The 25,799-nt window shown below is 73.2% G+C and carries 30 protein-coding genes and 1 pseudogene; 15 read left to right on the top strand and 16 right to left on the bottom strand.

All coding sequences use genetic code 11. From position 1 onward, the window contains the following. The first annotated feature begins 1 nt into the window (after nucleotide 1). On the top strand, nucleotides 2-592 hold the full coding sequence (locus HT134_RS42170) for a TetR/AcrR family transcriptional regulator (protein ID WP_175606117.1): 591 nt from the start codon (nucleotides 2-4) through the stop codon (nucleotides 590-592). Between the two features lie 94 nt (nucleotides 593-686). Further along, nucleotides 687-1,115, top strand: a complete 429-nt coding sequence (locus HT134_RS42175) for a YybH family protein (protein WP_175606118.1) — start codon at nucleotides 687-689, stop codon at nucleotides 1,113-1,115. A gap of 3 nt (nucleotides 1,116-1,118) precedes the next feature. Here the strand turns inward: HT134_RS42175 and HT134_RS42180 are convergent, their stop codons facing one another. Continuing rightward, nucleotides 1,119-2,063, bottom strand: a complete 945-nt coding sequence (locus tag HT134_RS42180) for a site-specific integrase (RefSeq protein ID WP_175606119.1) — start codon at nucleotides 2,061-2,063, stop codon at nucleotides 1,119-1,121. Between the two features lie 128 nt (nucleotides 2,064-2,191). Here HT134_RS42180 and HT134_RS42185 point away from each other — a divergent pair, with 128 nt between their 5' ends. From HT134_RS42185 to HT134_RS42200, 4 genes are read left to right on the top strand one after another with little or no spacing between them, the layout of a single operon-like run. Then, nucleotides 2,192-3,334, top strand: a complete 1,143-nt coding sequence (locus tag HT134_RS42185; RefSeq protein WP_175606120.1) for a sensor histidine kinase — start codon at nucleotides 2,192-2,194, stop codon at nucleotides 3,332-3,334. A 5-nt stretch (nucleotides 3,335-3,339) separates the two neighbouring features. Then, nucleotides 3,340-4,026, top strand: a complete 687-nt coding sequence (locus HT134_RS42190) for a response regulator (protein ID WP_175606121.1) — start codon at nucleotides 3,340-3,342, stop codon at nucleotides 4,024-4,026. 36 nt (nucleotides 4,027-4,062) lie between these two features. Continuing rightward, complete coding sequence (locus HT134_RS42195; RefSeq protein WP_175606122.1) at nucleotides 4,063-5,442, top strand: nitrilase; 1,380 nt, start codon at nucleotides 4,063-4,065, stop codon at nucleotides 5,440-5,442. After that, nucleotides 5,439-6,077: a histidine phosphatase family protein gene (locus tag HT134_RS42200; protein ID WP_217709016.1), complete on the top strand. Its 639-nt coding sequence runs from the start codon at nucleotides 5,439-5,441 to the stop codon at nucleotides 6,075-6,077. Before HT134_RS42195 ends, HT134_RS42200 begins: the two co-directional genes overlap by 4 nt. Here HT134_RS42200 and HT134_RS42205 read toward each other — a convergent pair. After that, complete coding sequence (locus HT134_RS42205) at nucleotides 6,055-7,077, bottom strand: zinc-dependent alcohol dehydrogenase family protein (protein WP_175606123.1); 1,023 nt, start codon at nucleotides 7,075-7,077, stop codon at nucleotides 6,055-6,057. The genes HT134_RS42200 and HT134_RS42205 overlap by 23 nt on opposite strands. 139 nt (nucleotides 7,078-7,216) lie before the next feature. Between HT134_RS42205 and HT134_RS42210 the strand changes: the two genes are divergently transcribed. The 3 genes from HT134_RS42210 to HT134_RS42220 are packed head-to-tail and all read left to right on the top strand — an operon-like array spanning nucleotide 7,217 to nucleotide 10,325. Next, nucleotides 7,217-8,122 (top strand): helix-turn-helix domain-containing protein, encoded by a 906-nt coding sequence (locus HT134_RS42210; protein WP_175606124.1) that lies wholly within the window; start codon nucleotides 7,217-7,219, stop codon nucleotides 8,120-8,122. A 49-nt stretch (nucleotides 8,123-8,171) separates the two neighbouring features. After that, the gene (locus tag HT134_RS42215; RefSeq protein ID WP_175606125.1) at nucleotides 8,172-9,062 is read left to right on the top strand and encodes an AraC family transcriptional regulator; all 891 of its coding nucleotides are present in this window, start codon (nucleotides 8,172-8,174) and stop codon (nucleotides 9,060-9,062) included. A 60-nt stretch (nucleotides 9,063-9,122) separates the two neighbouring features. Next, a complete protein-coding gene (locus tag HT134_RS42220) occupies nucleotides 9,123-10,325 on the top strand; it encodes an epoxide hydrolase family protein (RefSeq protein WP_175606126.1) in 1,203 nt (400 codons plus the stop codon). Here the strand turns inward: HT134_RS42220 and HT134_RS42225 are convergent. From HT134_RS42225 to HT134_RS46560, 4 genes and pseudogenes are all read right to left on the bottom strand, one after another. After that, entirely contained in the window at nucleotides 10,270-10,551 is a 282-nt protein-coding gene (locus HT134_RS42225) for a hypothetical protein (RefSeq protein WP_175606057.1), read from the bottom strand. The two genes, HT134_RS42220 and HT134_RS42225, sit on opposite strands and share 56 nt — an antisense overlap. A 314-nt stretch (nucleotides 10,552-10,865) precedes the next feature. Beyond that, complete coding sequence (locus HT134_RS42235) at nucleotides 10,866-11,354, bottom strand: DinB family protein (protein ID WP_175606127.1); 489 nt, start codon at nucleotides 11,352-11,354, stop codon at nucleotides 10,866-10,868. A 42-nt stretch (nucleotides 11,355-11,396) separates the two neighbouring features. After that, nucleotides 11,397-11,657: a hypothetical protein gene (locus tag HT134_RS46555; protein WP_246366511.1), complete on the bottom strand. Its 261-nt coding sequence runs from the start codon at nucleotides 11,655-11,657 to the stop codon at nucleotides 11,397-11,399. Between the two features lie 40 nt (nucleotides 11,658-11,697). Further along, nucleotides 11,698-12,012: pseudogene (locus tag HT134_RS46560) on the bottom strand (class I SAM-dependent methyltransferase); the annotation flags it as partial. An 87-nt stretch (nucleotides 12,013-12,099) separates the two neighbouring features. Between HT134_RS46560 and HT134_RS42245 the strand changes: the two are divergent. Then, on the top strand, nucleotides 12,100-12,675 hold the full coding sequence (locus HT134_RS42245) for a helix-turn-helix domain-containing protein (RefSeq protein ID WP_175606128.1): 576 nt from the start codon (nucleotides 12,100-12,102) through the stop codon (nucleotides 12,673-12,675). Nucleotides 12,676-12,750: 75 nt separating this feature from the next. Here HT134_RS42245 and HT134_RS42250 read toward each other — a convergent pair whose 3' ends face one another. The 4 genes from HT134_RS42250 to HT134_RS42265 form a co-directional block, all read right to left on the bottom strand. Then, complete coding sequence (locus HT134_RS42250; RefSeq protein ID WP_175606129.1) at nucleotides 12,751-13,335, bottom strand: M15 family metallopeptidase; 585 nt, start codon at nucleotides 13,333-13,335, stop codon at nucleotides 12,751-12,753. A gap of 129 nt (nucleotides 13,336-13,464) precedes the next feature. Next, a complete protein-coding gene (locus tag HT134_RS42255) occupies nucleotides 13,465-14,544 on the bottom strand; it encodes a sensor histidine kinase (protein ID WP_246366512.1) in 1,080 nt (359 codons plus the stop codon). Nucleotides 14,545-14,554: 10 nt separating this feature from the next. Next, nucleotides 14,555-15,250: a response regulator transcription factor gene (locus HT134_RS42260; protein ID WP_175606131.1), complete on the bottom strand. Its 696-nt coding sequence runs from the start codon at nucleotides 15,248-15,250 to the stop codon at nucleotides 14,555-14,557. A 254-nt stretch (nucleotides 15,251-15,504) separates the two neighbouring features. After that, a complete protein-coding gene (locus HT134_RS42265) occupies nucleotides 15,505-16,428 on the bottom strand; it encodes a quinone oxidoreductase family protein (protein ID WP_175606132.1) in 924 nt (307 codons plus the stop codon). Nucleotides 16,429-16,545: 117 nt separating this feature from the next. Here HT134_RS42265 and HT134_RS42270 point away from each other — a divergent pair, with 117 nt between their 5' ends. Next, entirely contained in the window at nucleotides 16,546-16,998 is a 453-nt protein-coding gene (locus HT134_RS42270; RefSeq protein WP_175606133.1) for a MarR family winged helix-turn-helix transcriptional regulator, read from the top strand. A 34-nt stretch (nucleotides 16,999-17,032) separates the two neighbouring features. Here HT134_RS42270 and HT134_RS42275 read toward each other — a convergent pair whose 3' ends face one another. The 3 genes from HT134_RS42275 to HT134_RS42285 are packed head-to-tail and all read right to left on the bottom strand — an operon-like array spanning nucleotide 17,033 to nucleotide 19,664. Next, nucleotides 17,033-17,692 (bottom strand): response regulator, encoded by a 660-nt coding sequence (locus tag HT134_RS42275; RefSeq protein ID WP_175606134.1) that lies wholly within the window; start codon nucleotides 17,690-17,692, stop codon nucleotides 17,033-17,035. Then, the gene (locus HT134_RS42280; RefSeq protein WP_175606135.1) at nucleotides 17,689-18,846 is read right to left on the bottom strand and encodes a sensor histidine kinase; all 1,158 of its coding nucleotides are present in this window, start codon (nucleotides 18,844-18,846) and stop codon (nucleotides 17,689-17,691) included. The genes HT134_RS42275 and HT134_RS42280 overlap by 4 nt, the downstream gene beginning before the upstream one ends. Continuing rightward, a complete protein-coding gene (locus tag HT134_RS42285) occupies nucleotides 18,843-19,664 on the bottom strand; it encodes a CPBP family intramembrane glutamic endopeptidase (protein WP_175606136.1) in 822 nt (273 codons plus the stop codon). The genes HT134_RS42280 and HT134_RS42285 overlap by 4 nt, the downstream gene beginning before the upstream one ends. A 300-nt stretch (nucleotides 19,665-19,964) precedes the next feature. Between HT134_RS42285 and HT134_RS42290 the strand changes: the two genes are divergently transcribed. Then, nucleotides 19,965-20,864 carry an alpha/beta fold hydrolase gene (locus HT134_RS42290; RefSeq protein ID WP_175606137.1) on the top strand — a complete coding sequence of 300 codons (900 nt, stop codon included), beginning with the start codon at nucleotides 19,965-19,967 and terminating at the stop codon, nucleotides 20,862-20,864. A 49-nt stretch (nucleotides 20,865-20,913) separates the two neighbouring features. Here HT134_RS42290 and HT134_RS42295 read toward each other — a convergent pair whose 3' ends face one another. After that, a complete protein-coding gene (locus tag HT134_RS42295) occupies nucleotides 20,914-22,014 on the bottom strand; it encodes a sensor histidine kinase (protein ID WP_175606138.1) in 1,101 nt (366 codons plus the stop codon). A gap of 191 nt (nucleotides 22,015-22,205) precedes the next feature. Then, complete coding sequence (locus tag HT134_RS42300) at nucleotides 22,206-23,087, bottom strand: SDR family oxidoreductase (protein WP_175606139.1); 882 nt, start codon at nucleotides 23,085-23,087, stop codon at nucleotides 22,206-22,208. An 84-nt stretch (nucleotides 23,088-23,171) separates the two neighbouring features. Here HT134_RS42300 and HT134_RS42305 point away from each other — a divergent pair, with 84 nt between their 5' ends. From HT134_RS42305 to HT134_RS42315, 3 genes are all read left to right on the top strand, one after another. Beyond that, nucleotides 23,172-23,750, top strand: a complete 579-nt coding sequence (locus HT134_RS42305) for a TetR/AcrR family transcriptional regulator (protein WP_175606140.1) — start codon at nucleotides 23,172-23,174, stop codon at nucleotides 23,748-23,750. Between the two features lie 71 nt (nucleotides 23,751-23,821). Beyond that, nucleotides 23,822-24,706, top strand: a complete 885-nt coding sequence (locus HT134_RS42310) for a DUF2268 domain-containing putative Zn-dependent protease (protein WP_175606141.1) — start codon at nucleotides 23,822-23,824, stop codon at nucleotides 24,704-24,706. 10 nt (nucleotides 24,707-24,716) lie between these two features. Beyond that, nucleotides 24,717-25,475 (top strand): MerR family transcriptional regulator, encoded by a 759-nt coding sequence (locus tag HT134_RS42315; protein ID WP_175606142.1) that lies wholly within the window; start codon nucleotides 24,717-24,719, stop codon nucleotides 25,473-25,475. Nucleotides 25,476-25,575: 100 nt separating this feature from the next. Here the strand turns inward: HT134_RS42315 and HT134_RS42320 are convergent. Continuing rightward, nucleotides 25,576-25,799: hypothetical protein (locus HT134_RS42320; protein WP_175606143.1), on the bottom strand; the 224-nt coding region annotated here is incomplete at its 5' end.

Below are 25,799 nucleotides of genomic sequence, written 5' to 3' on the forward strand. Positions count from 1 at the left end.
TATGGAGATCACCGGAACCCGCCGGGCGGCCACCGAGGCCCGCAGGGCGCAGATCGCCTCCGCCACGATCAGCCTGCTGGCGCGGCGCGGCTACACCGAGACCACGTTCGAGGCCATCTGCGAGCACGCCGGGCTGAGCAGCAAGAGGCTGATCACCTACCACTTCTCCACCAAGGAGAAGCTGTTCGAGGCCGTCGTCCACCAGGTCGTCCAGGACGCGGCGGCCTTCATGCGCCCCGCCCTCGACGCCGCCACCGGGGCGCGGGCCCTGCTGGAGGCGTTCATCAGGGCGAACGTGGCCTTCATCGCGGCCCACCCCGACCACGTGCGGGCGGTCCAGCAGATCGCGGCCAACCAGGTTCCCGTGGGCGGGCAGGAGCAGGAGGCAGCGATCGGCAGGCTGGTGGCGCTGTTCGAGGACGGGCGGCGCACGGGGGCGTTCCGGGCGTTCGACGCGGTGCTGATGAGCAGAGCGCTGCGGGCCGCCATCGACGACCTGGCCGGCCGCCTGGTCGACGGCCTCGACCCGGACCACTGCGCCGACGAGCTCGTCGAGCTGTTCGACCGGGCGACCCGCGCCTCGGCCGGCTGACCTCCACGGCCGAGGCCGCGGCGGCGCCTCACATTCCGGGCGGCTGCGTCGTCGGAAGGGGAAAAGCACCGAACCCCTGCACACGGAGGACGCGATGACGTCGAACGATTCCGAGATCATGGAGCTGCTGGAGGGCCGGGTCGACGCCAGCCAGAACAAGGACGTCGACCGGCTCATGTCGTTCTACGCTCCCGACGTCGTCTACTACGACGTCGTGCCCCCGCTCCAGTTCGTGGGCGTCGAGGACGTCCGCCGCAACTTCGTGCGCTGGTTCGACGAGTACGACGGCCCCATCAGCCTGGAGACGCACGACCTGTCCGTCGCGACGAGCGGGGACGTCGCCATCGCCCACATGCTCCACCTGGACTCCGGGACGCGGAAGAACGGGCTCAAGAGCGCGATCTGGGTGCGCTCCACCGTTTCCCTCCGGCGGTCGAACGGCACGTGGCTGATCACGCATGAGCACATCTCGGTGCCGATCAACCCGGAGAACATGCAGGCGTGGTTCCCGCCGGACATGTGAGCGCTACGGCCCGGTACGCAGCATCTCCGGCCGCAACTGGGCGGCCCGCCGCTCGGAGATGCCGCCGGCCAGAGCGGCACGGGTGAGCGCGGCGCCGACCCATCCGGCCGCGACGGGCTCGCCGTACCGGCCGAAGATCGGCTCCGCGGCGGTCCGCCGGCCGCCGCCCAGCTCCCGCAGCAGGCGGCGGGCCAGCGGCGGCAGGACGAAGGCCGCGACGTGGCACCCGGTGTGCACGACCATGACCACGTGCTCGCCCCCGTGGCCGTCGGCGACGGTGCGGAAGTCCTGCGACGACGCGCCGGCCACCGCGTCGGCCGGAGCCCCGGTCGCCTCCAGCAGCGCGACCGCGGCGGCCTCCGTCACGTGGCCCTCGGCGGCCAGCCGCGCGATGCCGCGGCGCAGCGAGCGCCGCTCGTCGCGGGTGAGGCCCGCCCGCCTGCCCGCGTCACCGGCCGGGGGCGCCGCCGCCACGCCGTCGGGCCGGGCCGGGCCGGGACCGTTCTCCCAGGCGAAGTGGTAGAGCGACGTCAGAGCCGCGCGTCGCCTGCCGACCGTCGCCTTGGCCAGGGGCCTGCCGTGCGCCTCGGGCAGCCGGCCGGCCAGCGTCGCGTCGCAGTACTCGCGGACGTGGGCCCCCGTGGCGCGCAGCGGAGCGAGCTCCGGCACGTTGAGGCGCAGCCAGCGCAGGAACGAGGCGAACGTCCGCAGGCGGAACCGGCGGGCGCTCAGCGAGGAGGACTCGCGCAGCCAGTCGGCCACCGTGCCGCGGCTGACCGGGTCGAGCCCGTCGACCAGGTCGACGTCGGCGCCGTCCACCTCGCCGCCGTCGCCGGGACGCCGGCGCGGGCGCAGACCGGCGATCCGCCCGACGCTCGTCACCCCTGCCGGGGAGCCGGTCGAGGGCTCCGGGCGTCCGCGGGGGTCGGGATCGGGGGCACCGGTCATGATCTGGATCTTCTCACGGGACGGTGGGCGCGGGCGCCCGTCGTCCCGATGGGTGAGATCCCGCTCCCGGACCGGCTCGCGACCCGCCGGAGGGACCCGGCGCGGGCGCCGCGACCGATAATGGGCGCATGACCAACGCGGGTCGTGCCGGCGGGCCGCCGATGACCTGGTGGGCGGCGTGGGCCGCCAGGTTCTCCGGCCGGCGGGCCGACGGCGCGGTCGCGGCGGCCACCACCGCGGCCACCCTGGGTCCGCTGCTGGTGCCCGCCCCGAAGGCGTGGTGGATCGTCGCCCTGGGCGTGCTCGCCTCCGCGCCCGTCCACTGGCGCAGGCGCGCACCCATGGCCGTGGCGGTGCTCACCGGCGCCGCGATGACCGTCATGGTCTTCTGGGCGAAGCCGTTCCTCCCCTTCGGCCCACTGGTCGCCGTCCACACCATCGCCGACCTCAGTCCCCGGTGGAAACGGCTGGCCGCGATCCCGGCGATCGCCGCCGTCGTCGGCATGTCCCTGGCGCTGCCCGGGGAGGACAGCGAGACCTACCGCCTGGTCGGCACCGCCTTCGTGGCCGCCTACGCGCTGGGCACCAGCGCCCGGGCGCATCGCTCACGCACCGCCGAACTGGCCGAGCGGGCACGCCGCCGCGAACAGGAGCACATCGCCGCGGTGGCGGAGGAGCGGGCACGGATCGCTCGCGACATGCACGACATCATCACGCACTCCGTCGGGCTGATGGTCGTCCAGGCCGAAGCCGGGCCCGTGGTGTTAGAGAGCGACGCGCCCAGGGCCGAGGCCGTCTTCGGCGCGATCGCCGACACCGGCAGGGGCGCGCTCACCGAGCTGCGCGGCCTGCTCGCGGCGCTGCGCGCGCCGGCCGCCCCCGCCACGGAGGACCTCGGGCTCGTCCAGCCGCGCCTGGACGGACTCCCCGCACTGACCCGGCGCAGCGGCCTGGACGTGGTCATGACCGTGGAGGGCGAGCGGCGGCGGATCCCCGGCAGCCTCGAAGCCGCCGTCTACCGGATCGTTCAGGAAGCCCTCACCAATGTGCGCAGACACGCCGGGGTGCGCACCGCGCGGCTGCGCCTGCGGTGGGCCTCGGAGGAACTGCTCGTCGAGATCGCCGACGAGGGCCGCGGGCCGCGGCCCGGCCGCGGCGGCTACGGCCTGATCGGCATGCGGGAGCGTGCCGCCGCGTGCGGCGGCACGCTCAGCGCGGGACCGGGACAGGACGCGGGATTCATCGTCCGAGCCGTCTTTCCGCTTGAATAGCGCCCATGCTGCGCCTGCTCATCGCCGACGACCAGGATCTGTTCCGGGCCGGGTTCGGCCTGATCCTCGGCGCTCAGCCGGACATGCTGGTGGTGGGCGAGGCGGCGGACGGTGACGAGGCGATCGAGCTGGCCGGGCGGCTGCGCCCGGACGTGGTCCTGATGGACGTGCGCATGCCGGGGAAGAACGGCATCGAAGCCACCCGCGAGATCTGCGCGACCACCGACGCCAAGGTGCTCGTCCTGACCATGTTCGACCTGGACGAGTACGTCTACGACGCCGTTCGCGCAGGGGCCAGCGGCTTCCTGCTCAAGGACATCCGCCGCGAGGAGCTGGCGCACGCGGTGCGCACCATCGCGGGCGGCGAGGCGCTGCTGGCCCCCGCCGCCACCCGCAGGCTGCTGGAGAACCTCGTCAGACGGCCGGCCCACGGCCCGATGCCGCGGCTGGCGGGACGGCTGGAGGCGCTCACCGAGCGGGAGCGCGAGACGCTCAGGCTGGTCGCCCGCGGACTGTCCAACGCCGAGATCGCCGCCGCGCTCGTCGTCACCGAGCACACGGTCAAGACGCACGTCAGCCGCATCCTGACCAAGCTGGACCTGCGGGATCGGGTGCAGGCGGCGGTGTTCGCCTACGAGTGCGGCCTGGTGGTCGCCGGTGAGAGTGACATCGGAGATCACACTCGCGACTGACGCGCCACGGGGGCGGCCACGAGCAGCATCGACGCCATGAAACGCGTCGTGACCCCGCTCGCCGCGGCCCTCGCCTCGGCTGTCCTGCTGCACTTCGGCACCGGCCTGCACCCGGTGGCCTGGGTGACCTGGCTCGCCCCCCTGCCCGTCCTGTACGCCGCCCCCCGCGTGACGGGCGGCGCGGCCTTCGCCGCGGGCGCCCTCGCCTGGCTCGGCGGCCAGCTGCAGATGTGGCCGTACTTCACCGGGTCCCTGGAGATGCCCGTCCCGGTGGCAGCCGGCCTCCTCGCCGGGCCGGCGCTGCTGTCCGGCCTCGGCGTGCTGCTCCACCGCTCGCTGCTGGCGCGGGGGCGGCCGCTGTCCGCCGTGCTCGCCGTGCCGGCGCTGTGGGTCGGCGTCGAGTACGTGATGGCGCTCGCCGGGCCTCACGGCGCCTGGTGGAGCCTGGCCTACACCCAGGCCGACGTGCTGCCCGTCCTGCAGACGGCCTCCGTCACCGGGGTGTGGGGCATCACCTTCCTGCTCCAGCTCGTGCCCGCCGCCGTGGCCGCGCTGCTCGCACCGGGCGCGACGCACCGGCTCCACGTCGCGGTGACCGCCGGCGCGCTGGCGGCGGCGGCCCTGGGGTACGGCTTCGCCCGGCTCGGCACCGGCCACGACGGCGAACGGCACCGCGAGGTCGCCCTGATCTCCACCGACGACCCCCGCGACACCACGCAATGGAACTCCCCGCAGGGGCGCGACCTGGTCCGCCGATACGGCGCGGCCATCGACGCGGCCGCCGCCCGCGGCGCCGAGATCGCGGTGCTGCCGGAGAAGACGTTCGAGACGGCCACCACCCGCCTGCATCTGGCCAGGCCGGGAGTGGCGGTCGTCGCCGGCGCCGCGCTCGACGCCGGCGCGACACGGGCGAACACCGCGCTGGCCGACCCGTCTGGCGCCCGCTACGACAAGCACCACCTGATTCCCGGGCTGGAGTCGGAGTTCACGCCCGGACGCGCGCTGACCTTCCTCGACCGGACCACGACGGGCCTGATCATCTGCAAGGACCTCGACTTCCCCTGGCTGGTGCGGCGCTACCGCCAGGCCGGCGCGACCGCGCTGCTCGCCCCGGCCTGGGACTTCGACGACGACGCCTGGCTGCACAGCCGCATGGCGGTGGTCCGCGGGGTGGAGAGCGGGCTGTCGGTGGCCCGCGTGGCCCGCCAGGGCGTCCTCACGGTGAGCGACACCCGGGGACGGGTACTGGCCGAAGGCCGCAGCGGCAGGCCCGGGATGACCACGGTGTTCGCGGCGCTGCCGCAGCAGGGCGCCTCCACCCTCTACGCCGGTCTGGGCGACTGGGCCGCCTGGTCCTCCGTCGCGGTGCTGCTCGCCGCCCTCGTCCGGCTCCGCGCCCGTAGGGTGTGGCCATGAGTGATCGTGTCCGGCTGCTGTGCCTGCGCCACGCGGAGTCCGAGAACGTCACAGCCGGCGCCGCCGGCGCGCTGCCCTCCGCGCGGCTGACGGCGAAGGGCCGGCTGCAGGCCGCCGGAGCGGCGAGGCTCCTGATCGGCGAAGGGGTGACGCGGATCTACGCCGGCACGGCCGTCCGGGCGCGCCAGACCGCCGACATCATGGCGCGAACGCTCGGGGTCGAGGTCGTCGCGCTGCGGGACCTGGCGGAGGTCCATGTCGGCCGCGCGGAAGGGGCCGTCGATCCCGCCACCCGGGCGCGCACGGCGGCCGTTCTCCGCTCGTGGATCGTGGACGCGGACCTCGGGGAAGCGGTGGCCGACGGAGAGGACGGGCACGCGGTCACTGCGCGGATCGTCACCGCCCTCACCTCGATCGCCGCCGGGCACGCCGGCGGGACGGTCGCCGTGGTCGGGCATGTGGCGAGCCTCACCACCGGTCTCAGCGCTCTGTGCGGGCTGGGCCGGCAGGTGTGGGGCGCGCCGCTCCCCCACGCGGTCCCGTTCGCCGTCGAGTACGACGGACGCTCGTGGCAGTGCCTGTCGTGGCCGTCCCCGGCGGCCGCTCACGGGGTCACGGGCGCAGCAGGGTCTTGATGGCGCGGCGCTCGTCCATGGCCCGGTAGCCCTCGGCGGCCTCGTCCAGAGGGAGGGTGAGGTCGAAGACCCTGCCGGGGTTGATCTTGCGGTTGCAGATCAGGTCGATCAGCTCGGGCAGGTACTGCCGGACCGGCGCCGGACCGCCGTGCAGGTGGACCTGCGAGAAGAACAGCTCCTCCCCGGCCAGGGTGACGTCGTGGTTGACGCCGACGAAGCCGATGTGCCCGCCGGGGCGGGTGGAGCGGATGGCCTGGTGCATCGACTGCTGGGTGCCGACCGCCTCGACGACCGAGTGGGCGCCCAGGCCGCCGGTCAGCTCCTTGATCTTCTGGATGCCCTCGTCGCCGCGCTCGGTGACGATGTCGGTGGCGCCGAACTCCAGGGCGAGTTTCTGCCGCGACTCGTGGCGGCTCATCGCGATGACCCGTTCGGCGCCGAGCTGCCTGGCGGACAGCACGGCGAGCAGGCCGACCGCGCCGTCGCCGACGACCGCGACCGTCCTGCCGGGTCCCGCCTGGGCGGCCACCGCGCCGAACCAGCCGGTGCCGAGCACGTCGGAGGCGGCCAGGAGGTCGGGGATCAGGTCGGCGTCGGGCATGCCCGGGGTGGCGACGAGCGTGCCGTCGGCGTGCGGGATCCGCGCGCGCTCGGCCTGCGTCCCGACCGCGTTCATGAACACCCGCTCCACGCAGGAGGACGGGTAACCGGAGCGGCAGATCTCGCAGGTGCCGTCGGAGGAGACGAACGAGCCGACGACGAACTGGCCGGGCCGGACGTTCCTGACGTCGGCGCCGACCTCCTCGACGACGCCCACGTACTCATGACCCATGGGCGTCGCGCCCTCGACCGCATCGACGCCGCGGTAGGGCCACAGGTCCGAGCCGCAGACGCAGGTCGCGGCCAGCCGGATGATCGCGTCGGTCGGGGCGAGGATCTTCGGGTCCTCGCGCTGCTCCACCCGGACGTCGCCGGGGGCGTGCATCACTACGCCACGCATCTCACGTACTCCTTGATCGGTGTGCGGGCAGTACGGTCCCTGCCAGTCAAAGCGCTGGTCAGGCGGGGAGGAAGGCACTGGCGAAAGGTGTACTGGCAGGGCACCCCACCGGGATGGACGGCGGCCTAGCCTGGGGAGGGTGGACAACCGCAGTCAGATCCGTGAGTTCCTGACCTCCCGGCGCGCCAGGATCAGCCCGGAGCAGGCCAGGCTGCCCTCCTACGGCACCCGCCGGGTCCCCGGGCTGCGCCGTTCCGAGGTCGCCCAGCTGGCCGGGGTGAGCGTGGAGTACTACTCCCGCCTGGAACGCGGCGACCTGTCGGGGGTCTCCGACCACGTCCTCGACGCGCTGGCCCGCGCGCTGCGGCTGAACGACGCCGAACGCACGCACCTGGAGGATCTCGCCCGCGCCGCGGGCCCCGGCCCGCGGCGGCGCCGCCGCCCCGCCCCGAACCAGGTGCGGCCCTCGGTGCAGCGGCTGCTGGACGCCATGACCGGCGCCCCGGCGTTCGTCATGAACGGCCGCGGCGACATCCTGGCCACCAACACCCTCGGCCGGGCCCTGTACGCGCCCATGATCGACGCGGCTCGCGGCGCCACCCCCAACCACGCCCGGTTCATCTTCCTCGACCCGCGCTCCCACCAGTTCTGGGGCGACTGGGAGCGCGCCGCCGACGACACCGTCGCCCTGCTGCACGCCCAGGCCGGCCGCGACCCCTACGACAAGGACCTCACCGACCTGGTCGGCGAGCTGTCCACCCGCAGCGACGACTTCCGCACCCGCTGGGCCCGTCACGACGTCCGCCAGCACCACCTGGGCGCCAAGCCCTTCCACCACCCGGTCGTCGGTGACCTCCACCTGACCTACGAGTCCCTCGACCTGGCCGCCGACGGCCTCGTCCTGGTCGCCTACGGCACCGAACCGGGCAGCGACTCCGAGGACAAGCTCCGCCTTCTCGCGAGCTGGGCCAGCACGCCCGACCGCGACCGGCGCGCGGCGTCCCACGCCACGGACGCGGCCGACCCGCTGGGCGGCGGGTCCTGAGGCTCCGGTACGGCATCCTTCCCGTGATCATGCGGTTAGCCTCGGTCGCATGGTGTTCGACTCCGTTCAGCTGGATCTTCAGCCCTATGCCGGGTTCGACATGAGTCGCTACGTCCGGCGGACCCACTGCAGCTGGGAGGACCTCGGCTGGCAGTCCCTGCTCGCGCAACGGTTCGACCACGTCCCGGTGGTGGAGGACATGGAGCTGCCGGCCGCGGCGGACCTGCACCTGATCCTGCCCGTAGAAGGCCGGACTGTGATCGAGACGCGTACCGACGGCCGGTGGAGCCGTCACACCTGGGCGCCGGGGCGGCTCGAACTCGGCGTCCCGGACCGGCCCGCCCTCCGCCGCTATCGCGCGGACGGCCCCTTGCGCAGCGTGCAGATCCACCTCCCGCGCGGCACCGTCGAACGGACCGCGGAGCACTTGGGTGGCCGCGCGGTGGACTACGCGAGCATGGCGGCGTCCGTGGCCGCCGGCGATCCGCTGATCGAGGAGACCGTCCGCGCCGTCGGCTCCGCGGACGAGGCCGGAGACCTGTACGCCGAGTCCGCGGCCGCCTTCCTGGCCGTGCACCTGCTCACCCGCCATTCCCGGCGGCCCGCCGGACCGGCGCCGGCGCGGGAGGACGCCCGCGTCCGCGCGGCGATCGCCCTCATGCGCGACCGGCTGGCCGAACCGCTCACCCTGGCCGACATCGCGGACGAGGTGTACCTCAGCGTCTATCACCTGGTGCGGGTGTTCAGCGCGGCGACCGGACAGACGCCCCACCGGTTCCTCGTCCGGCTGCGGATCGAGAAGGCGCAAGGCCTGTTGCGGGACACCGACCTCACGGTCGCCCAGATCGCGCCGCTCTGCGGCTTCGCCAGTCCCGGTGCGCTGTCGACGGCCTTCCTGCGGCACACCGGCGTGCGGCCCTCGGCGTATCGCAATTCCTGACCGCTTTCCCGGCAATCGCCGGCATGGATCAGGGGGCGGCTCGTTTCTAGGGTTTCCACCATGTCTGGAAATACGGCGAGAACGCCTGAAATCGAGCCCTTTTCCGTACGCATTCCCGAACGGGACCTGGAGGACCTGCGGGCTCGGCTGGACGCGGTCCGGCTCCCCGAGCCGGAGACGGTGCCGGACGCCACGCAGGGCATCGAGCTGGATCGGCTGAGAACACTGCTGGACGCCTGGCGGCGGCACGACTGGCGGGCCAGGGAGCGGCAGTGGAACGCGATCCCGCAGCACCGCGTGCGCCTCGACGGCCTGCGCATCGCGTTCTGGCACGTGCGCTCGCCCGAGCCCACGGCGCTCCCCCTGCTGCTGACCCACGGCTGGCCGGGCTCCGTCCTCGAGTTCGAGAACGTCCTCGGGCCGCTCAGCGACCCGGTCGCCCACGGCGGTTCCGCGAGCGACGCCTTCCACGTCGTCGTCCCGGCCCTGCCGGGGTTCGGCTTCAGCGACCGTCCCCGCGAGCGCGGCTGGCACCCCGGCCGCACGGCGCGGGCGTGGGCCGAGCTGATGACCGTGCTCGGCTACGAGCGGTTCGGCGCGCACGGCGGGGACTGGGGCGCGTTCGTCAGCACCGAACTGGCGCGCCTGGCGCCCGAGCGCGTCGCCGGCCTGCACCTGACGATGCCCGTCGCCTCTCCCCTGCCGGAGGACCGGATCTCGCCGGACCCTGCGGAACGGCGCATGCTGGAGCGGCGCGACCTGCACCTCGCCGACGGATACGGCTTCGGGATGATCATGAGCACGCGCCCGCAGACGCTCGGCTACTCCCTGCTCGACTCCCCCGCCGGCCTGGCGGCGTGGCTCGGCGAGAAGTTCGCCGCCTACTCCGACACCCGTCCGGAGGCCGGCGGCGGGGTGAGCGTGTCGCAGCAGGTGGACGACATCGCCCTGTACTGGCTGACCGGGACCGGCGCCTCCAGCGCCCGCTGGTACTGGGAGGCCATGCGGTGGGTGCCACGCGGCGCCGAGGAGGAGAACGCGCTGCCGGTGACGGTGCCGACCGCCTGTTCGCTGTTCCCGGCCGAGCCGTGGCCGACCGCCCGGCGCTGGGCCGAGCGCCGCTACCACGACCTGCGCTCATGGCACGAGCTGGACCGCGGCGGCCACTTCCCCGGTCTGGAACAGCCGGACCTCCTGGTCTCCGAGATCAGGAGCGCGTTCCGCCACGCCCGGACGACGACCACGGGGGCAAGCCGTCGCTGACCTCGTCGTGGGCCGCGGGCACCGGGTCGTCGCGCCGGCCGGCGCGCAGGCCGAAGGCGGAGACCGCCGCCCCCAGCAGCACCATGGCCACCGGGACGACGAGCGCGGTCCGGTAGGCGCCCAGCACCGCGCCCGGTGAGCCGCCGGCCAGGCCCTGCTCCGTAGGCGACGATCGCCGGCAGGAAGCCGCCGAAGGCGGCAGGTATTCGCGGACGTCGTCACCCACGACCGCCTCGCTAAGAGTGGAAGGCGATGTGCCGGCTCAGCGAGTGGTAGGTGGGCGCGTCGATCGCGGGCTCGGGCAGCGGCAGGTCGAGGTCCCGGCGTGCCGCTGCCGCCGGTCACGTAGTGGATGCGGACACCGTCCACGTCGGAGAACCCGTGCCGGAAGTGGTGCCGAGCCGGGGGTCGTCGCGCGGGGCGGAGGGAGCGGCGCGGGGACGGACGAGTTGCGGTGATCATGTGGTCCTGTCCGGAGAGGATCGGGAGAGGGCGGGCCCGTCCCGAGGAGAAGGCGGGCGCGTCCCGGGGAGAGACGGGTCAGCGCCCGGTCGCGCCGTCGATCAGTTCGCGGATGATGTCCGCGTGGCCCGCGTGGCGGCCGGTCTCCTCGATCATGTGGGTGAGGGCCCAGCGGAGGCTGGGAGCGGGGCGCCCCGGCCGCGGCCGAGGGACCGGCGCGCCGGGATCGGCGCACCCGTCGAGCAGTTCGTTCGCACGCCCGACCGTCTCCCGGTAGCGGGCGACGACGTCGGCCACGCTGTCCTCCGGCGCGGCCTGGAACGTCGCCTGCCAGTCGGTGACGTCGTCGCCGAGGAACATCGAGCGTTCGACGAAGGTCAGGTGGTTGAGCAGGCCGAGCAGGTTCGTGCCCGACGGCACGGCGGCTGCTCGCGCCTGGGGTTCCGGGGCGCCCTCGACCTTCGCGGCGATCGAGGTGCGGAGGTAGTCGAGGAACGCGCGCAGGGTCTCGGCCTCGCCGCCTCCGGTGCGGGGCGGCGGACGGTCGCGGGACGTGGTGGCGGGCACGGCGGTTTCCTTCCTTCGCAGGGGGCTGGTTCGGTCGCCGGGTCAGGCGGTGCGCCGGACGAGCAGGACGTGGTCGATGACCTCGGCGGTGCGCCCGCCCGGTCCGGTGGCGATCCGGCGGGGCGTGTCCGCCCGCTCCACCGTCCAGGTCGCCGGATCCAGGTCGAGCCCCGCGGCGACCTCCAGCGGGCCCGGATACCGGACGCCGGGGTCCTGGTTCCACGACCACGGCGCGGCCGAACCGTGGTCGACGACCAGCAGCCGCCCGCCCAGGTGCAGGGCGTGCGCGGCGGAGCGCAGCACGGTCGTCCTGTCGAGGTCGCAGGTAGTGGGCGCACACCAGGTCGAACCGGCCGCGCGGGAAGGACTGCTGCAGGTCGTGCCGTACGGCGGCTACCCGGTCGCCCAGGCCGCGCGAACGCGCGAGGGCGGCGAGCCGCCCGACCGCCACGGCGGAGACGTCGCAGGCGGTGACGTGCCATCCCTGGCCGGCGAGCCACAGCGCGTCGCCGCCGTCGCCGCATCCGAGGTCCAGCGCGTCGCCGGGCGGCCGGCCCGTCATCGTCTCGGTGAGGCGCGCGTTCGGCCGCGGGTCGCCGGCCGCCGGCCGGGCCGCGTGGACGCCGTCCCAGAACGTGACCGCATCGGTGGTGCTCATCAAGGCTCCTTCTGTCGGTGTGCGCTCAGTCTTGCCAGGAACGCCACGACCTGGCACAGAATCTTGCGGTTCTGGCAAGATGGCCTGGTGGATCGCGAAACGGACGACGTGCTGGACGCGGTGGGGCCGCGGCTTCGTGCGCTGCGTCGTGACCGCGGCATCACGCTCGCCGCCCTCGCGGCGACGACCGGCGTGTCGGAGAGCACCCTGTCCCGGCTGGAGAGCGGGCAGCGCCGGGCGACCCTGGAGCTGCTGCTGCCGCTGGCCCGTACCTACGACGTTCCGCTGGACGAGCTGGTCGGCGCCCCGCGCACCGGCGACCCCCGGATACACCTCAAGCCGATCAGCCGGTTCGGGATGACCTTCATCCCCCTGTCCAGGCGGCCGGGCGGGGTGCACGCGTTCAAGATGATCATCCCTGCCCGGCCGCGACCGCTCGAACCGACCCCGCAGACTCACGAAGGCTTCGAATGGCTGTACGTGCTCAACGGGCGCCTGCGGCTCGTCCTCGGCGAGCGCGACCTGACGTTGCCGCCGGGCGAGGCAGCCGAGTTCGACACGTCCGTGCCGCACTGGCTGGGCAGCGCCGATGGCGGCGTGGTGGAGCTCCTGATCCTGTTCGGCCTGCAAGGGGTGCGTTTGCACGTACGCGCCGACAGGTGATCAACGGCGGGGGCTCGGCGGGTCCGCCATGAAGGATCCTCTCCTCTCGAGCGACCAACGGGACGGCGGCGACGGTCATCGCCGCATCCTCGGATCGTGGGTGGGGTCGGCGTACATCGGCGGGCAGCCGCGGTCGGCGGCTCGGGGGCGCAGTTCGTAGTGCCAGGGCTCGTTCCGGTAGACCTGGCACAGCCCGTGGTCGGCGCCGTGCCTGGACAGCCACGCCGTGGCGGCCGAGGGGCCGAGGTCGACGGCGTCCCCGGACACGTGGGCGGACTTGTCCGGTCTGGCCACCCATCGGGCGGCTTCCTCTTCCGAGCCGTACTGGGAGACGGCATCGCGAAGCAGCTGTTCCTGGTACCGCTCAGAACGCCATCCACTGTTGACGTGGAACTGCACGCCGTCCTCGGCGGCGTCGGCCGCGGCTCGGCGCAGGGCCTTGAGCAGGCGCGGATCGAGCTTGGCCACAGCCGGGAACTCGCCGTCGAAGACGGTCACGCCGTCGGGGACGACGCCGTCAGCCTCGCCGGGAGCGCCCGGTCGCGCGCCGACGACGATCGCAGCGATGACCACGACGACCACGACGAGCACGATGACCACTGGCAGGCCGGCGAGCGCCGGCGAGCGGGCTTCTGTTCGCGCTGGTGTGTGAAGGCTCATGCCGCCAGTGAAGGCAGCGCCGTGTTACCAGCGCTTATGCGCTTTCCGATACGCCGACGACATGCTCGGCCTCCTAGCATCGGGACATGCGCGTGCTCTCGCCGGCCGGCTCTCCTGCGCCCGCGGCCGTCAGCCCTGCGGGGTGTGCGGCGGCGCGGCGGGCAGTCCCACCGTGACGCGGAGCCCGCCGGCGGGGCGGGGGGTGAGGGTGAGCGTTCCGTCGTGTGCTCGCGTGATGCTTCTGACGATGGCCAGGCCGAGGCCGACACCCGCGTGGTCGGCGCGTACGCGCGTGGTGCCGCGCCGAAACGGCTCGACAAGGGTGGAGACCACGTGCGGGGCGAGCTTCTCGCCCGTGTTCTCCACGGTGAGGAGCACGGTCGTGGGGCGAACGCTGGTCGTGACCCACACGGTGCCCTGTTCGGGCAGGTTGTGGACGATCGCGTTGTGCACCAGGTTCGTCGTCATCTGCAGCAGGAGCGCGGGTGAGCCGACGGCGAGGGCCGGGTCGCCGGAGGTCTCGATGGTGAGGCCGCGTCTTTCCGCCAGGGACAGGAGCGTTTCTGCGGCTTCTTCCGCTATCAGCGACAAATCGACGCGGTGTCGCGTGAAGGACCGTTGGTCGGCGCGGCTGAGCAGGAGCAACGCCTCGGTGAGGTCGATCGCTCGGGTGTTGACGGCGTGGAGGCGGCCGACCAGCTCACCGGTGTCGCGGTTCGGATCGGCGCGGGCCACGTCCAGAAGCGTCTGCGCGATCGCCAGTGGGGTGCGCAGCTCGTGGGAGGCGTTGGCCGCGAATCTCTCCCGCTCGGCGACGTGTGTTTCGATCCGGGCGAGCATGGCGTCGAAGGCGTCGGCGAGTTCGCGCAACTCGTCTCTGCGGCCCGGCAGCCGGATGCGGTGGGAGAGCGATCCGCTCGCGGCCATGCGGGTGGCGTCCGTGATGCGCGTCAGGGGGGTGAGCATCCGGCCGGCGAGGAACCACCCACCCACGAGCCCGAACACCAGCAGAAACGCCAGCACCGCGACTCCGACCGGCGCGAACGAACGCACGATGGCGGAGCGGTTGACCAGGAAGTCGCCGGTGGTCCAGATCGCGTCGTCGGGCAGGCCGTGCTGGTAGAAGACCACGACGGCGGCGAGCGGCAGGACACCCGCGACCATGAGGAATCCGGCGTAGCTGAGGGTGAGTTTGAGGCGGACGCTCAAGCCGGGCGCCCTATCCACGGCCCCCTCCCCCGCCTCCGGCGCCGGGTTCCGTGTCGATGCGGTAGCCGACGCCGGCCACGGTCGCGATGATGGCGGGTTCGCCGAGCCGTTTGCGCAGCGCCGAGACCGTGATGCGCACCGCGTTGGTGAAGGGGTCGGCGTTCTCGTCCCACGCCCGCTCCAGGAGTTCCTCGGCGCTGACGACACCGCCTTCGGCGGCCACGAGGACTTCCAGCACGGCGAACTGCTTGCGGGTGAGCGCGACGTAGCGGCCGTCGCGGTAGACCTCGCGGCGGAACGGATCGACACGCAGGCCGGCGAGCTCCCGCACCGGTGGCCTGCTGTGGGCGCGCCTGCGGTCGAGTGCCCGCAGCCGCAGCACGAGCTCCTTGAGCTCGAACGGCTTGGTGAGGTAGTCGTCGGCGCCGAGCCCGAACCCGGACTCCTTGTCGTCGAGCCGGTCGGCGGCGGTGAGCATGAGGATCGGCATGCCGCTGCCGGAGGCGACGATGCGTCTGGCGATCTCGTCGCCGGAGGGGCCGGGGATGTCGCGGTCGAGGACGGCGATGTCGTAGGCGTTGACGCTCAGCAGTTCCACGGCGGTGTGACCGTCACCGGCGAGGTCGGCGGCGATCGCCTCCAGGCGCAGACCGTCGCGGATGGCCTGCGCCAGGTAGGGCTCGTCCTCCACGACCAGCACGCGCATGCTGTTCATGCTAGAAGCCGGACCATATCGCCGGCGTATCGAAAACCGCGCACCATGGCGGCGTACAGGCTGAGGGCGCCACGCGGAGTCGCCGACCGGCACCATGCGGCCGTGCGACCGGACGTCCAGGCGGGGCTGCGGACGCCGGTGCGATCCGTCGTGCAAGGCGACGCCGCCGGGCGGCGACCGGTCAGGGACGGCGTCGAGGATGCCGAGTCGCCGCGGCGATGCCGCCGACGCCGGCCCCCACCCGGTCAGGGGACGAGAACGATGCGGTCGTCGGTCTCGGCGGTCCACGCCTGCGCGACCTGAGCGAGGGGTACGGCCCGCGCCCGTACGTCGATCGCGCCCGTGGCCACCGCCGAGGCCAGCTCCGGCAGCTCGGCGAGGAAGTCGCGGGCGGGGACCGAGCCGATGCCGCTGCCGACGATCTGCAGGCGGGCGGAGCGCAGGGCCGCGGAGGGGATCGGCGCGGTCGCGCCGGCGATGGACCCGATCTGGATCCAGTCCAGCGGGGCGGTGCGGTCGGCGCGGGCGGTGAGCAGCGGGATCATGGCCCCCGCGGCGGGTTCGCCCCACACGTAGTCGATGACCACGTCGACGTCGGCCGCGCGGCCGATCTGGTCGTAGGTGATCGTCTCGTCGGCGCCGAGCGCGGTCAGCGCCTTGAGGCGGGTGGTGTCGCGGCCGGCGGCGATGACCTGGGCGGCGCCGAACAGCTTGGCGATCTGGACCGCCATCCGGCCGGCGTTGCCGGTGGCGCCGAGGACGAGGACGCGCCGGCCGGCGTGGAAGCCGACGCGCCGGCGCAACGCCACCCAGGACGACATGGCGGGGTTCATCGCGGCGGCGATCCGCACGGGGTCGATGCCGCCGGGCAGGATCACGCTGCGGCGGGGGTCGATGAGGGTGCGCTCGGCGAACGTCCCGAGAGGGGTGTCGTCCATGACCACGTAGCGCAGGTTGCCCTCCTCGTCGCGCACCACGCCGTCGACGCCGGGGACCAGCGGGTACCCGCCGCCGCTGGAGTAGTGCGAGCCGTTCGCCTTGGCCCTGGTCAGATGGTGCAGGCCGGCCGCGAGGACCTCGACGAGCAGCTCGCCGTGGCGTGGCGCGGGGTCGGGGTGGTCGCGGCAGACGGGCGGGGCATCGGATGCGGGGATGACGGCAGCACGCATGGTGATCTCCAGAGGATGGTTTGTATTGCCAACTACCTTCCTCATAATGGTTGGTAATACAAACCATGTCAACAGATTTGGTTGGCATTACCAACCACGCCGGACTAGCATGACGGCATGACCACCGCCGACGACGTCATGGACGCCCTCGTCCGGACCGCCTTCGAGGTGGCGGGCGTGCTGACCCGCATCGGCGGCGAGCACGACATGTCGCTCACCCAGCTGCGGGTGCTCGGCATCCTGCGCGACCGCCGCGCCCGCGTCACCGAGCTGGCCGCCTACCTCGGCCTGGACAAGTCCACGATGTCCGGCCTCATCGACCGTGCCCAGCGCCGGGGGCTGCTGACCCGCGGCAAGAACCCCGAGGACGGCCGGGTCGTCGAGGTGTACATGACCCCGGCCGGGCACGAACTCGCCGGACGCGTGGAGGACGACATCCGGCGTGCCCTGGCGCCCGTGACCGACCGCCTGGACCAGGAACAGCGCGATCGGCTCGTCGAGCTGCTCGACATCGTCTCGGCCCGCTCGCCGCGCACACCCGCCGCACCGGGGCCGACGACCGCGAGCTGACGGCCGCGAGCTGACGGTCTTGCGGTGCCGCGCCTCAGGTCACCAGGCCCCTGCGGTAGGCGTAGACCACCGCCTGCACGCGGTCACGCAGGTCGAGCTTGGTCAGGATGCGCGACACGTACGTCTTGACGGTCTCCTGGCTGATCACCAGCGTGGCGGCGATCTCGCTGTTGGACAGGCCGTCGGCGATGAGGCGCAGCACCTCCAGCTCGCGCGGGGTCAGCGCGGTCCCGTCGGGCCGGTCCTGGGCCGGGCGGATCCGGGACGCGTACCTGCCGACGAGCTGCCGCGTCACCTCGGGCGCCAGCAGCGCGGCGCCCGAGGCGACGGTGCGGATGCCGTGCAGGAGCTGCGCCGGCGGCGCGTCCTTGAGCAGGAACCCGCTCGCCCCCGCGCGCAGCGCCTCGTAGACGTACTCGTCCAGGTTGAACGTCGTCACCACGAGCACCTTGACCGGATTCTCCACCCCGGCGCCGGCCAGCAGGCGGGTCGCGCCGATGCCGTCGAGCACCGGCATCCGCACGTCCATCACCACGATGTCGGGGCTCAACCGGCGGGCGAGGTCCACCGCGGCACGGCCGTCACCGCACTCGCCCACCACCTCCAGATCGGGCTGGGCGTCGATGATCGTCGCGAAGCCGGTGCGGATCAGCGCCTGGTCGTCGCAGACCAGGACCCGGACCGGGGCGCTCACGACCGGCTCCCCGCGGGGATGCGGGCCCGTACCACGAAGCCGCCGCCCGCCCGCCGGTCGGCGCTGAACTCGCCGCCCAGCGCGTCCACCCGCTCGCGGAGCCCGGCCAGTCCCCGCCCGCTCCCGCCGGGAGAGGCGGCCCTGGCGGAGCCGGGACCGTCGGTGCTGACCTCCACGCTGATCTCCTTCTCGCCGTAGCGCACCCGCACCGCGGTGGGGCTGCCGTGGGCGTGTTTGAGGGCGTTCGTCAGAGCCTCCTGGACGACCCTGTAGGTCACGAACTCGGCGCTGCCCGCCGACTCGGCCCGGCTGCCCTCCTCGGCGAACTCCACCGGCTGCCCGGCCCGGCGGGTCTGCTCCACGAGCGTGTGGAGCTCGCCGGCGGACGGCATGCCGACGTCGCTGTCGTGGTCGGCCTTGAGCAGGTCGAGCATGTGCCGCAGGTCGGTGATGGCCCGCCGGCCGGTGTCGGTGACGGCGCTCAGCGTCGCGTCGAGGCGGTCGGGCGCGGCCGTCAGGTAGCGGGCCGCCTCGGCCTGCACGACCATCGCGGTCACGTGGTGCGTCACGACGTCGTGGAGCTCGCGGGCGATCCGGGTGCGTTCGGCGGCGCGGGTGGCCTCGGCGACGTGGCGGCGGCGTTCCGCCTCGGCGGCGCGGGAGGAGCGCAGCCAGGCCCCGATGCCCCACGCGAGGGCCAGGGCCAGGTAGAACACCACGTAACCCTCCACCCGCTCGCTCGCGCCGAGCCGGCCGAGCGCGAGGGCCAGCGGCACGTACGCCATGGAGAGCAGGACCACGGTGACGCGCCGGTGACGTTCCAGATGGGCGCCCGCGCTGATGAGCGCGATGGGCATCGCGTTGCTCGCCAGCACGTGGTAGCCGTGGAGCTGGTCGACGGCGAAGCCGAGCGACACCAGAGCCAGGCACGCGGCCGGCCACCGCCGGCGCACGGCGAGCGGAAGGGACTCCAGGGCGATCACCGCGTACGCCAGCGCGTCGAAGGGCCGGGCCGGCAGGTCGCCGACCTGCGTCCCCTTGCCGTGGAGCGCCGGCAGCAGCGATGCGACGGCCAGCAGCAGCCCGAACGGTAAGTCTCGGGCCACGACGTCGCACCGCTGCCACAGGTCCGTGGCCCGCCGTAGATCGATCACTGGGCGAGCGTAGCGGTCGCGCGGCGCCGGATCGGGATCACGTTGCCGCGCCGGCGGGCCAGCCACATGAACACGGCCGTCAGCATCAGGCCGAACACCACCGCGTACGGGCTCGCCTCCGGCCCGAACGCGCCGCCCGTGAGCAGGGCCGGTCCCGACGTCACGCCGTGCAGCAGCCCCTGCGTCGCGCCGTTGCCCGAGACCTCGGTGCCGAAGATGCCGGCCGCCGCGAAGTTCCAGCCGAAGTGCACGCCGATCGGCACCCACAGGGTGCGGGTGGCGGCGTAGGCGGCGGCGAGCATGCCGCCCGCCTCGATCGCGATGGCGATCGCGCCCCACAGACTGGCGTGCGGGTTGAACAGGTGCGACAGGCCGAACAGCAGGGCGGTCAGCGCCAGCGCCGGCCACGTCCCCGTGCGCTCCTCGACGATCCTGAACAGGATGCCGCGAAACAGCAGCTCCTCCGTCACCGCGGCGGCGGCCATGAAGCCGAACAGCCCGGCCGCGCCCGCTGGCGAGCCCTGGCCGTCGATCCGGTAGCCGCCCACGAGAGCGATGTTCAGGATGACGGCTCCGAACAGCGCGACCCCGATCAGCGCCCCCCGGGCGATGGCGAAGGCGGCGCCCCGCGCCGCCACCTCCACCGGTGGCCGCCCCTCGGACCACCGCACCGCCCAGGCGTACACGAGCACGGCGAGCACGGCCGTCGCCAGGCCGAGGAGCAGGGTGAGGAGCGGGCTGCCCTGCACCGCGCCCACGATCGCGCCACCGAGGAAGGCGACCACCGCGACGGGCACGAGCTGTTTCAACAACCGCATGAGGAACTCCGTTGACGTGGAGGGGACCGGCGACGGGCGTCGCCGCTACGCCGAGAAACGCTAGGGATCCGGCGGGCTGGAAGCGTCCCCGTGCGGTGGACACTCGCGGGTAGCTCGCACGGGGGACAGCCGCACGCGCCGCGCTTGTCCCCCGCACGAGCTACCGGGGAATGTCCACCGCATGGTGACGATCAAGGACCGGGCGATCCGTAGCGTTACACCCCAGCCACGGCGCCCCGCCGGCTTCCGCCGCACCGCCGTGCGCGTCATCCCGGCACCGACTCCCTCCCTGGAGGCCTCATGCTCCGTAAGATCAAGACATCCGTCGTGGCCGCGCTGTGCTGCACCGCGCTCGGCGCGGCGCTGGCCGGCTGCGACGGCGACGCGATGGAGAACTGGGACCCCCTCGCCCCCGCCACGCGGACAGCCGGCGCCGCCCCGATCTCCGGGACCCAGAAGATCGACGTGGCGGGCCACTCGGTGAACGTGTCCTGCTCGGGCGACCCCGGCGAAGGCCGGCCGGTCGTCGTCCTGCTGCACGGGGCCGGCGACGGGCTGGACAAGCTGGCCGCCGTCCAGAAGACGCTGAGCAAGCAGCACCGGGTCTGCTCCTACGACCGGCTCGGCGCGGGCGCCAGCGACCAGCCGGACGGCCCGCAGAGCTTCGCCAGTACGGGCAAGATCCTGACCGGCGTGCTCGACCGGGTCGCCGGTGACGGCCCGGTCGTCCTGGCCGGGCACTCGCTGGGCGGGCTGATCGCCGCCCGGTACGCCCCCGACCACCAGGACAGGGTCAAGGGACTGGTCCTCATGGACGCCACCCCGCCCACCATGGAGGCCGACATCAGCAAGGCGATCCCCGAGTCCGCCACCGGCCCGGCGGCCGAGCTGCGCGCGCAGAACCTCGCGATGTTCCGGGGCGAGAACCCGGAGAAGCTCGTCATCGCCGACGCCGAGGTGCGTTCCGCCGGGAACATCCCGGTGGAGGTGATCCAGCACGGGAAGCCGTACCTCGCGGCCGTCCCCGAGTACGGGCCGCGCCTGGAGCGGGCGTGGGCCGCGGGCCAGCGCAAGTGGCGCGGGCTGTCCGGCGACAGCAAGCTGAGCACGGCCGCGAGCAGCGGCCACTACATCTACGTCGACCAGCCCGAGGTCGCCGTCCAGGCCATCGAACGCGTCACCGCGCGGGCCGCGGGGTGACGCCGTCGTCGGGGACGGCGTCGCCGGGGACGCCGTCGCGATCGACGAGCTAGTGGGTTCCGTCCGGGGAGGGTGCCCGCGGCGCGGCGGGAAGGCGAACCGTGACGAGAAGGCCGCCGGTGGGGCGGGGCGCGAGGTCGAGGGCTCCGTGGTGCGCTCGGACGATGCTGTGCACGATGGCCAGCCCGAGGCCGACGCCGGCGTGCTCGTCGGTGCGGATGCGGGTCGTTCCGCGTTGAAAGGGTTCGGTGAGGGTCGGCAGGAGTTCCGGCGGGAGCGGTTGGCCGGTGTTCTCGACCAGCAGCACGCTCGCGTCGTGCCGCGCCCGGGTGTGGACCGTCACGGTGCCGCCGGTGGGCAGGTTGTGCACGACGGCGTTCTGGACGAGGTTGGTCACCATCCGCAGGATCAGCGCCGCGGAGCCGACGGTCTGCGCCTTCTCGCCGGTGACGGCGAGCGTGATCCTGCGCTGCTCGGCGAGGGGAAGCAGCGTTTCGGCGGCCTCCTCGGCGACGAGGGACAGGTCGACGCTCTCGCGCGTGAAGCTCCCGCGGTCGGCGCGGCTGAGCAGCAGCAGGGCCTCGGTGAGGTCGATCGCCCGCGTGTTGACGGTGCGGAGGCGTTCGATGAGCTGCCTGTGGCCCTCCGTGGAGTCGTGGCGGGCGACGTCGAGGAGCGCCTGCGAGATCGCCAGCGGGGTGCGCAGCTCGTGGGAGGCGTTCGCGGCGAAGCGTCGCTGTTCGGCGACGTGTGACTCAAGTCGTTCCAGCATGGTGTCGAACACGTCGGCGAGTTCGCCGAACTCGTCGTCGCGGCCCCGCAGGCGGATCCGGTGGGACAGCGAGCCGTTCGCGGCCATCCGTGCCGCGTCCGCGATCCGGGTGAGCGGTGCGAGCATGCGGCCGGCGAGGAACCATCCTCCCAGCAGGCCGAACCCCAGGAGGAAGGCCAGCGCCCCGGCCACGGCGGGGGCGAAGCGCACGCGGACCGAGCGCGCCAGCGTCCCGCCGGGAGCGGTGATCACCTCGGGCGCGTAACGCACCAGGTACACCCACACCACGGCCAGCAGGACAACGCCGGCGAGGAAGAGGAACGCGGCGTAGCTGAGGGTCAGTTTCAGCCGGGCGCTGAACCTCGGGCGTCTCCTCATGAGTGCCGCCGGGGCGGGAGGTGCCCATGCCGGGGTCGGTCCGGTGACCGGCGCCGGGCACGGATGAGCGTGGCACGGCGTCCGGTGCGGAAGACGATCAGCACGCGCATACCCGAAGCCTAGGCAGCACGGCATATCGCCGGTATATGCGAAACCGGGCACGCCCCACCGGCACAGCGGCTGCGCCGGTCTCAGGGCCGGATGTTCTCCAGGTCCGCGAGGAGGCCGGCGCGCGTGGGGCGCCACCCCAGGACCTCGCGGGTGTGGGCGCTGGAGGCCGGCTGGTCCATGGCGAAGATCGGCCCGAACGGGCCGAAGTCCTCCTGCGGCACCGCCTTGACCGGCAGACCGAGTCGGCGGCCGATGACGGCCGCGATGTCTCGTACCGCGTCGCCCTCGTCGGCCACGGCGTGCCAGGCCGTCCCGGCGGGCGCCGACTCCAGAGCCAGCCGGAACAGGACCGCCGCGTCGAGCGCGTGCACGGCCGGCCAGCGCTGGGTGCCGTCGCCGGGGTAGCCGGACACGCCGGTGCGGCGCGCCTGATCCGTCAGCAGGCCGGCGAAGCCGCCCCTGCCCTCGTTGTGGACCGTGCGCGGCATGCGGACCGCCACGCTGCGCACACCGCGCGACGCCAGATCCAGCAGCGCGTTGACCGAACGGCCGCGACCGCCCACCGGCCCCTCGGTCGGCGCGGGGTCGGCCTCGGTGGAGGGCCGGCCCGGCACCCAGGGCGTCCCCGAGACCGTGACGATCGGACGGTCGCTGCCGAGCAGTTCCTCGCCCAGAGCGGCGAGAGCGGCGCTCTCCTCGGCGATCGACCGCGCGAGGGCCTCGGCCGTGCTGTAGTCGCTGCCGAAGGCCAGGTTGATCACGCCGTCGCACTGCGCGGCGCCGGCCCGCAGGACGTCGAGGTCGGCCAGCTCTCCGCGCAGCACCTGGGCGCCGGCGTCGGTGAGGGTCTGGGCGGACCGGTCGGAGCGGGCCAGCGCGAGAACGGTGTGACCGCCGGCGAGGAGTTCGGCGACGACGGCGGAGCCGATGGTGCCGGTGCCGCCGGTGACGAGGACGTGCATGAAACTCTCCCGAAGTGACGAGACCATTGTCCCATCACCATACACACCGACGGGACACTTGTCCCATCACCTATGATGTCGTTCATGGCCCGATGGCAACCCGAGACGGCCCAGCGACTCGTCGTCGCGGCCGTCGACCTGTTCACCGAGCAGGGATACGACGCCACCACGGTGGCGCAGATCGCCGAGCGCGCCGGCGTCACCAAGAGCACCTTCTTCCGGCACTTCCCCGACAAGCGCGAGCTGCTGGTCGCCGGTCAGGAGACCCTGAGCCGGCTGCTCGCCGAAGGGATCGCCGAGGCGCCCGCGGACGCCACTCCCCTCGAGGCGGTCGCGGCCGGTCTCGAACGCGCGTCCGGCGCCATGGGCCCGGCCAACCGCGAGCTCGGCCCCCGCCTGAAAGCGGCCGTGGCGGCCAGCACCGAGCTCCAGGAGCGAGACGCCCTCAAGAGCGTCGGTCTCGCCGCCGCCATGACCGCCGCGCTCATCGACCGCGGCGTCCCGGACCCGACCGCGCAGCTCGCGGCCGAGCTGGGAGTCCTCGCCTTCAAACGGGGCTACGCCGAGTGGTCCGAAGGCGATCGTGACGACGGCCGAGGGCTCGCGGAGCACGCGTTGGCCGCCCTGCGGGATCTGCGCGCGGCGACGGCGTCCCTGGGTTGATCGGCTCCGCGCCGCCGGGCCTCGATGCTCGGTTGACCTTGACGCTGCGTCAACTTCTAGCATCGGGGGCCATGTCGATCACTGTTCTTGACACCTACTCCGCCATGCGGCGGATCCTGCTGGCCCCGGTGGCGGAGCGCGCTGACCTGCTGCGTTCGATGCTGGAGCTCAACAGGGGCATGTACCGCTACCACCCCGGCGAGCTCGACCTGGTGGCCCTGCACCTCCAGTCGGCCGGATTCCCCATCGACCGCGACGAGGAGCGTTGCCTCGACGCGCTCGAGACCCTGGCGGCGGCCGGAGCCTGGGAGCGGATGCAACGCGCCCTCGACGACGCTCTCGCCGTGCTGCTGGAGGCGACGCCGGGGCTGGAGGCCCCGGACATCACCGTGCTGTTCGTGCTCGGCGATCCGGCCGACAAGCACTTCATGGGTCCCAGCCTGGGACTGACCGGGTTCGGTGGCATCTCCGGCAACATCGCCATCACGCTCTGGCCCTACCCCGAGAACGTGGAGCGGCTGGAGGCCACCGCCGTGCACGAACTCCACCACAACCTGCGGTGGGCCCCGGGCGGTGTCGTCTGGGACCCGATGACCGTCACGGTCGGCGAGCACATCGTCGGCGAGGGTCTGGCCGACGCCTTCGCCCGCCAGCTCTACGGCGACGAGCTCGGCTACGCCCGCATCGGAGTGCCGCACCTGCACGACGACGCGGTCTTCGACAAGGTGCTCACCGGGCTCGACGTGACAGGCATGCAGAACTTCACCGCCTGGGTGCACGGCGACCCCGGCGCCGAGCACCTCGGTGTCCCGGCGGTGGGGCTGCCGATGGGCGCCGGGTACGCCGCGGGCAACCGGCTGGTCGACACCTACCTGGCGGCGACCGGGCAGACGGCGGCGCAGGCCCTGCACGCCGACAGCGCGGAGGTCATCGCCGCCACGCTGCGCCGGGGGTGACACTGGAACGATGGAGTTGACGATCCAGGAACTCGCCGCGAGGGCCGGCATCACCAGCCGCGCCCTGCGTCACTACGACCGCGTCGGGCTCCTGGCCCCGTCCCGGGTCGGCGCGAACGGGTACCGCTACTACGACGTGGGCGCGGTCGCCCGGCTCCAGCGGATCCTGCTCATGCGCCGGCTCGGCATGGGCCTGCCGGCCATCGCCGAGGTCCTGGCGGACGAGGTGGACGCCTGCGACGGGCTGCGCGCCCACATCGCCGCGCTGGAAGAGGAACGGGACCGCATCGAACGGCAGATCCGGTCGGTGCGCCACACGCTGGAGGCCCTGGAGGCGGGGGCCGAACCGCAGATGGACGTCATGCTGGCGGGGTTCAACGACCACTACAAGGACGAGGTCGTCTCACTCTGGGGCGAGCGCGCGTACCGGCTGGCCAACGACTGGTGGCACGGCAAGACCCTCGACCAGCAGCGGGCCTGGAAGCAGGCCGCCGAGGACCTCGTCGCCGCCTGGGTCGCCGCGGCGAAGGCCGGGATCTCCCCGACGTCGGAGCGCGCCCAGTCGCTGGCCGCCCGGCACGTGCGGTGGCTGAGCCAGATCCCGGGCACCCCCACGGCCGACGGCGACCGGGAGCGCTCGATCGAGATGGTGAAGGGGCTGGGGGCCATGTACGTCGAGGATCCCCGCTTCACCGGCATGTACGACGACGCCGCGGGGGCGGCGTTCGTCCGCGACGCGCTGCAGGCGTACGCGCGGACCCGGATGTAGCCCGCGCGGTTCGCGCCCGCTTCCCTTCGCGCGTCCGCTCGGCCCGGCCTGCCGGGCGGTCGTCTTCCCGCCACGACGGCGGGAAGACGACCGCCGGGCGTCAGATCTCCTCGACGTTCATCGCGCCTTCGTTGGGGCGCCGCGACAGGTCGATGCCGAGCTCCTCCGCCGCGCGGAAGACGTCCTCGTCGGTGTCGCGCATCTCGATGGACATGCCGTCGCTGGAGAGCACCTCGACGTTGAGGCACAGCGACTGCATCTCCTTGATGAGGACCTTGAAGGACTCGGGGATGCCGGGCTCGGGAATGTTCTCGCCCTTGACGA

This window comes from Nonomuraea rhodomycinica (assembly GCF_013363995.1).
GTDB classification, from domain to species: Bacteria; Actinomycetota; Actinomycetes; order Streptosporangiales; family Streptosporangiaceae; genus Nonomuraea; species Nonomuraea rhodomycinica.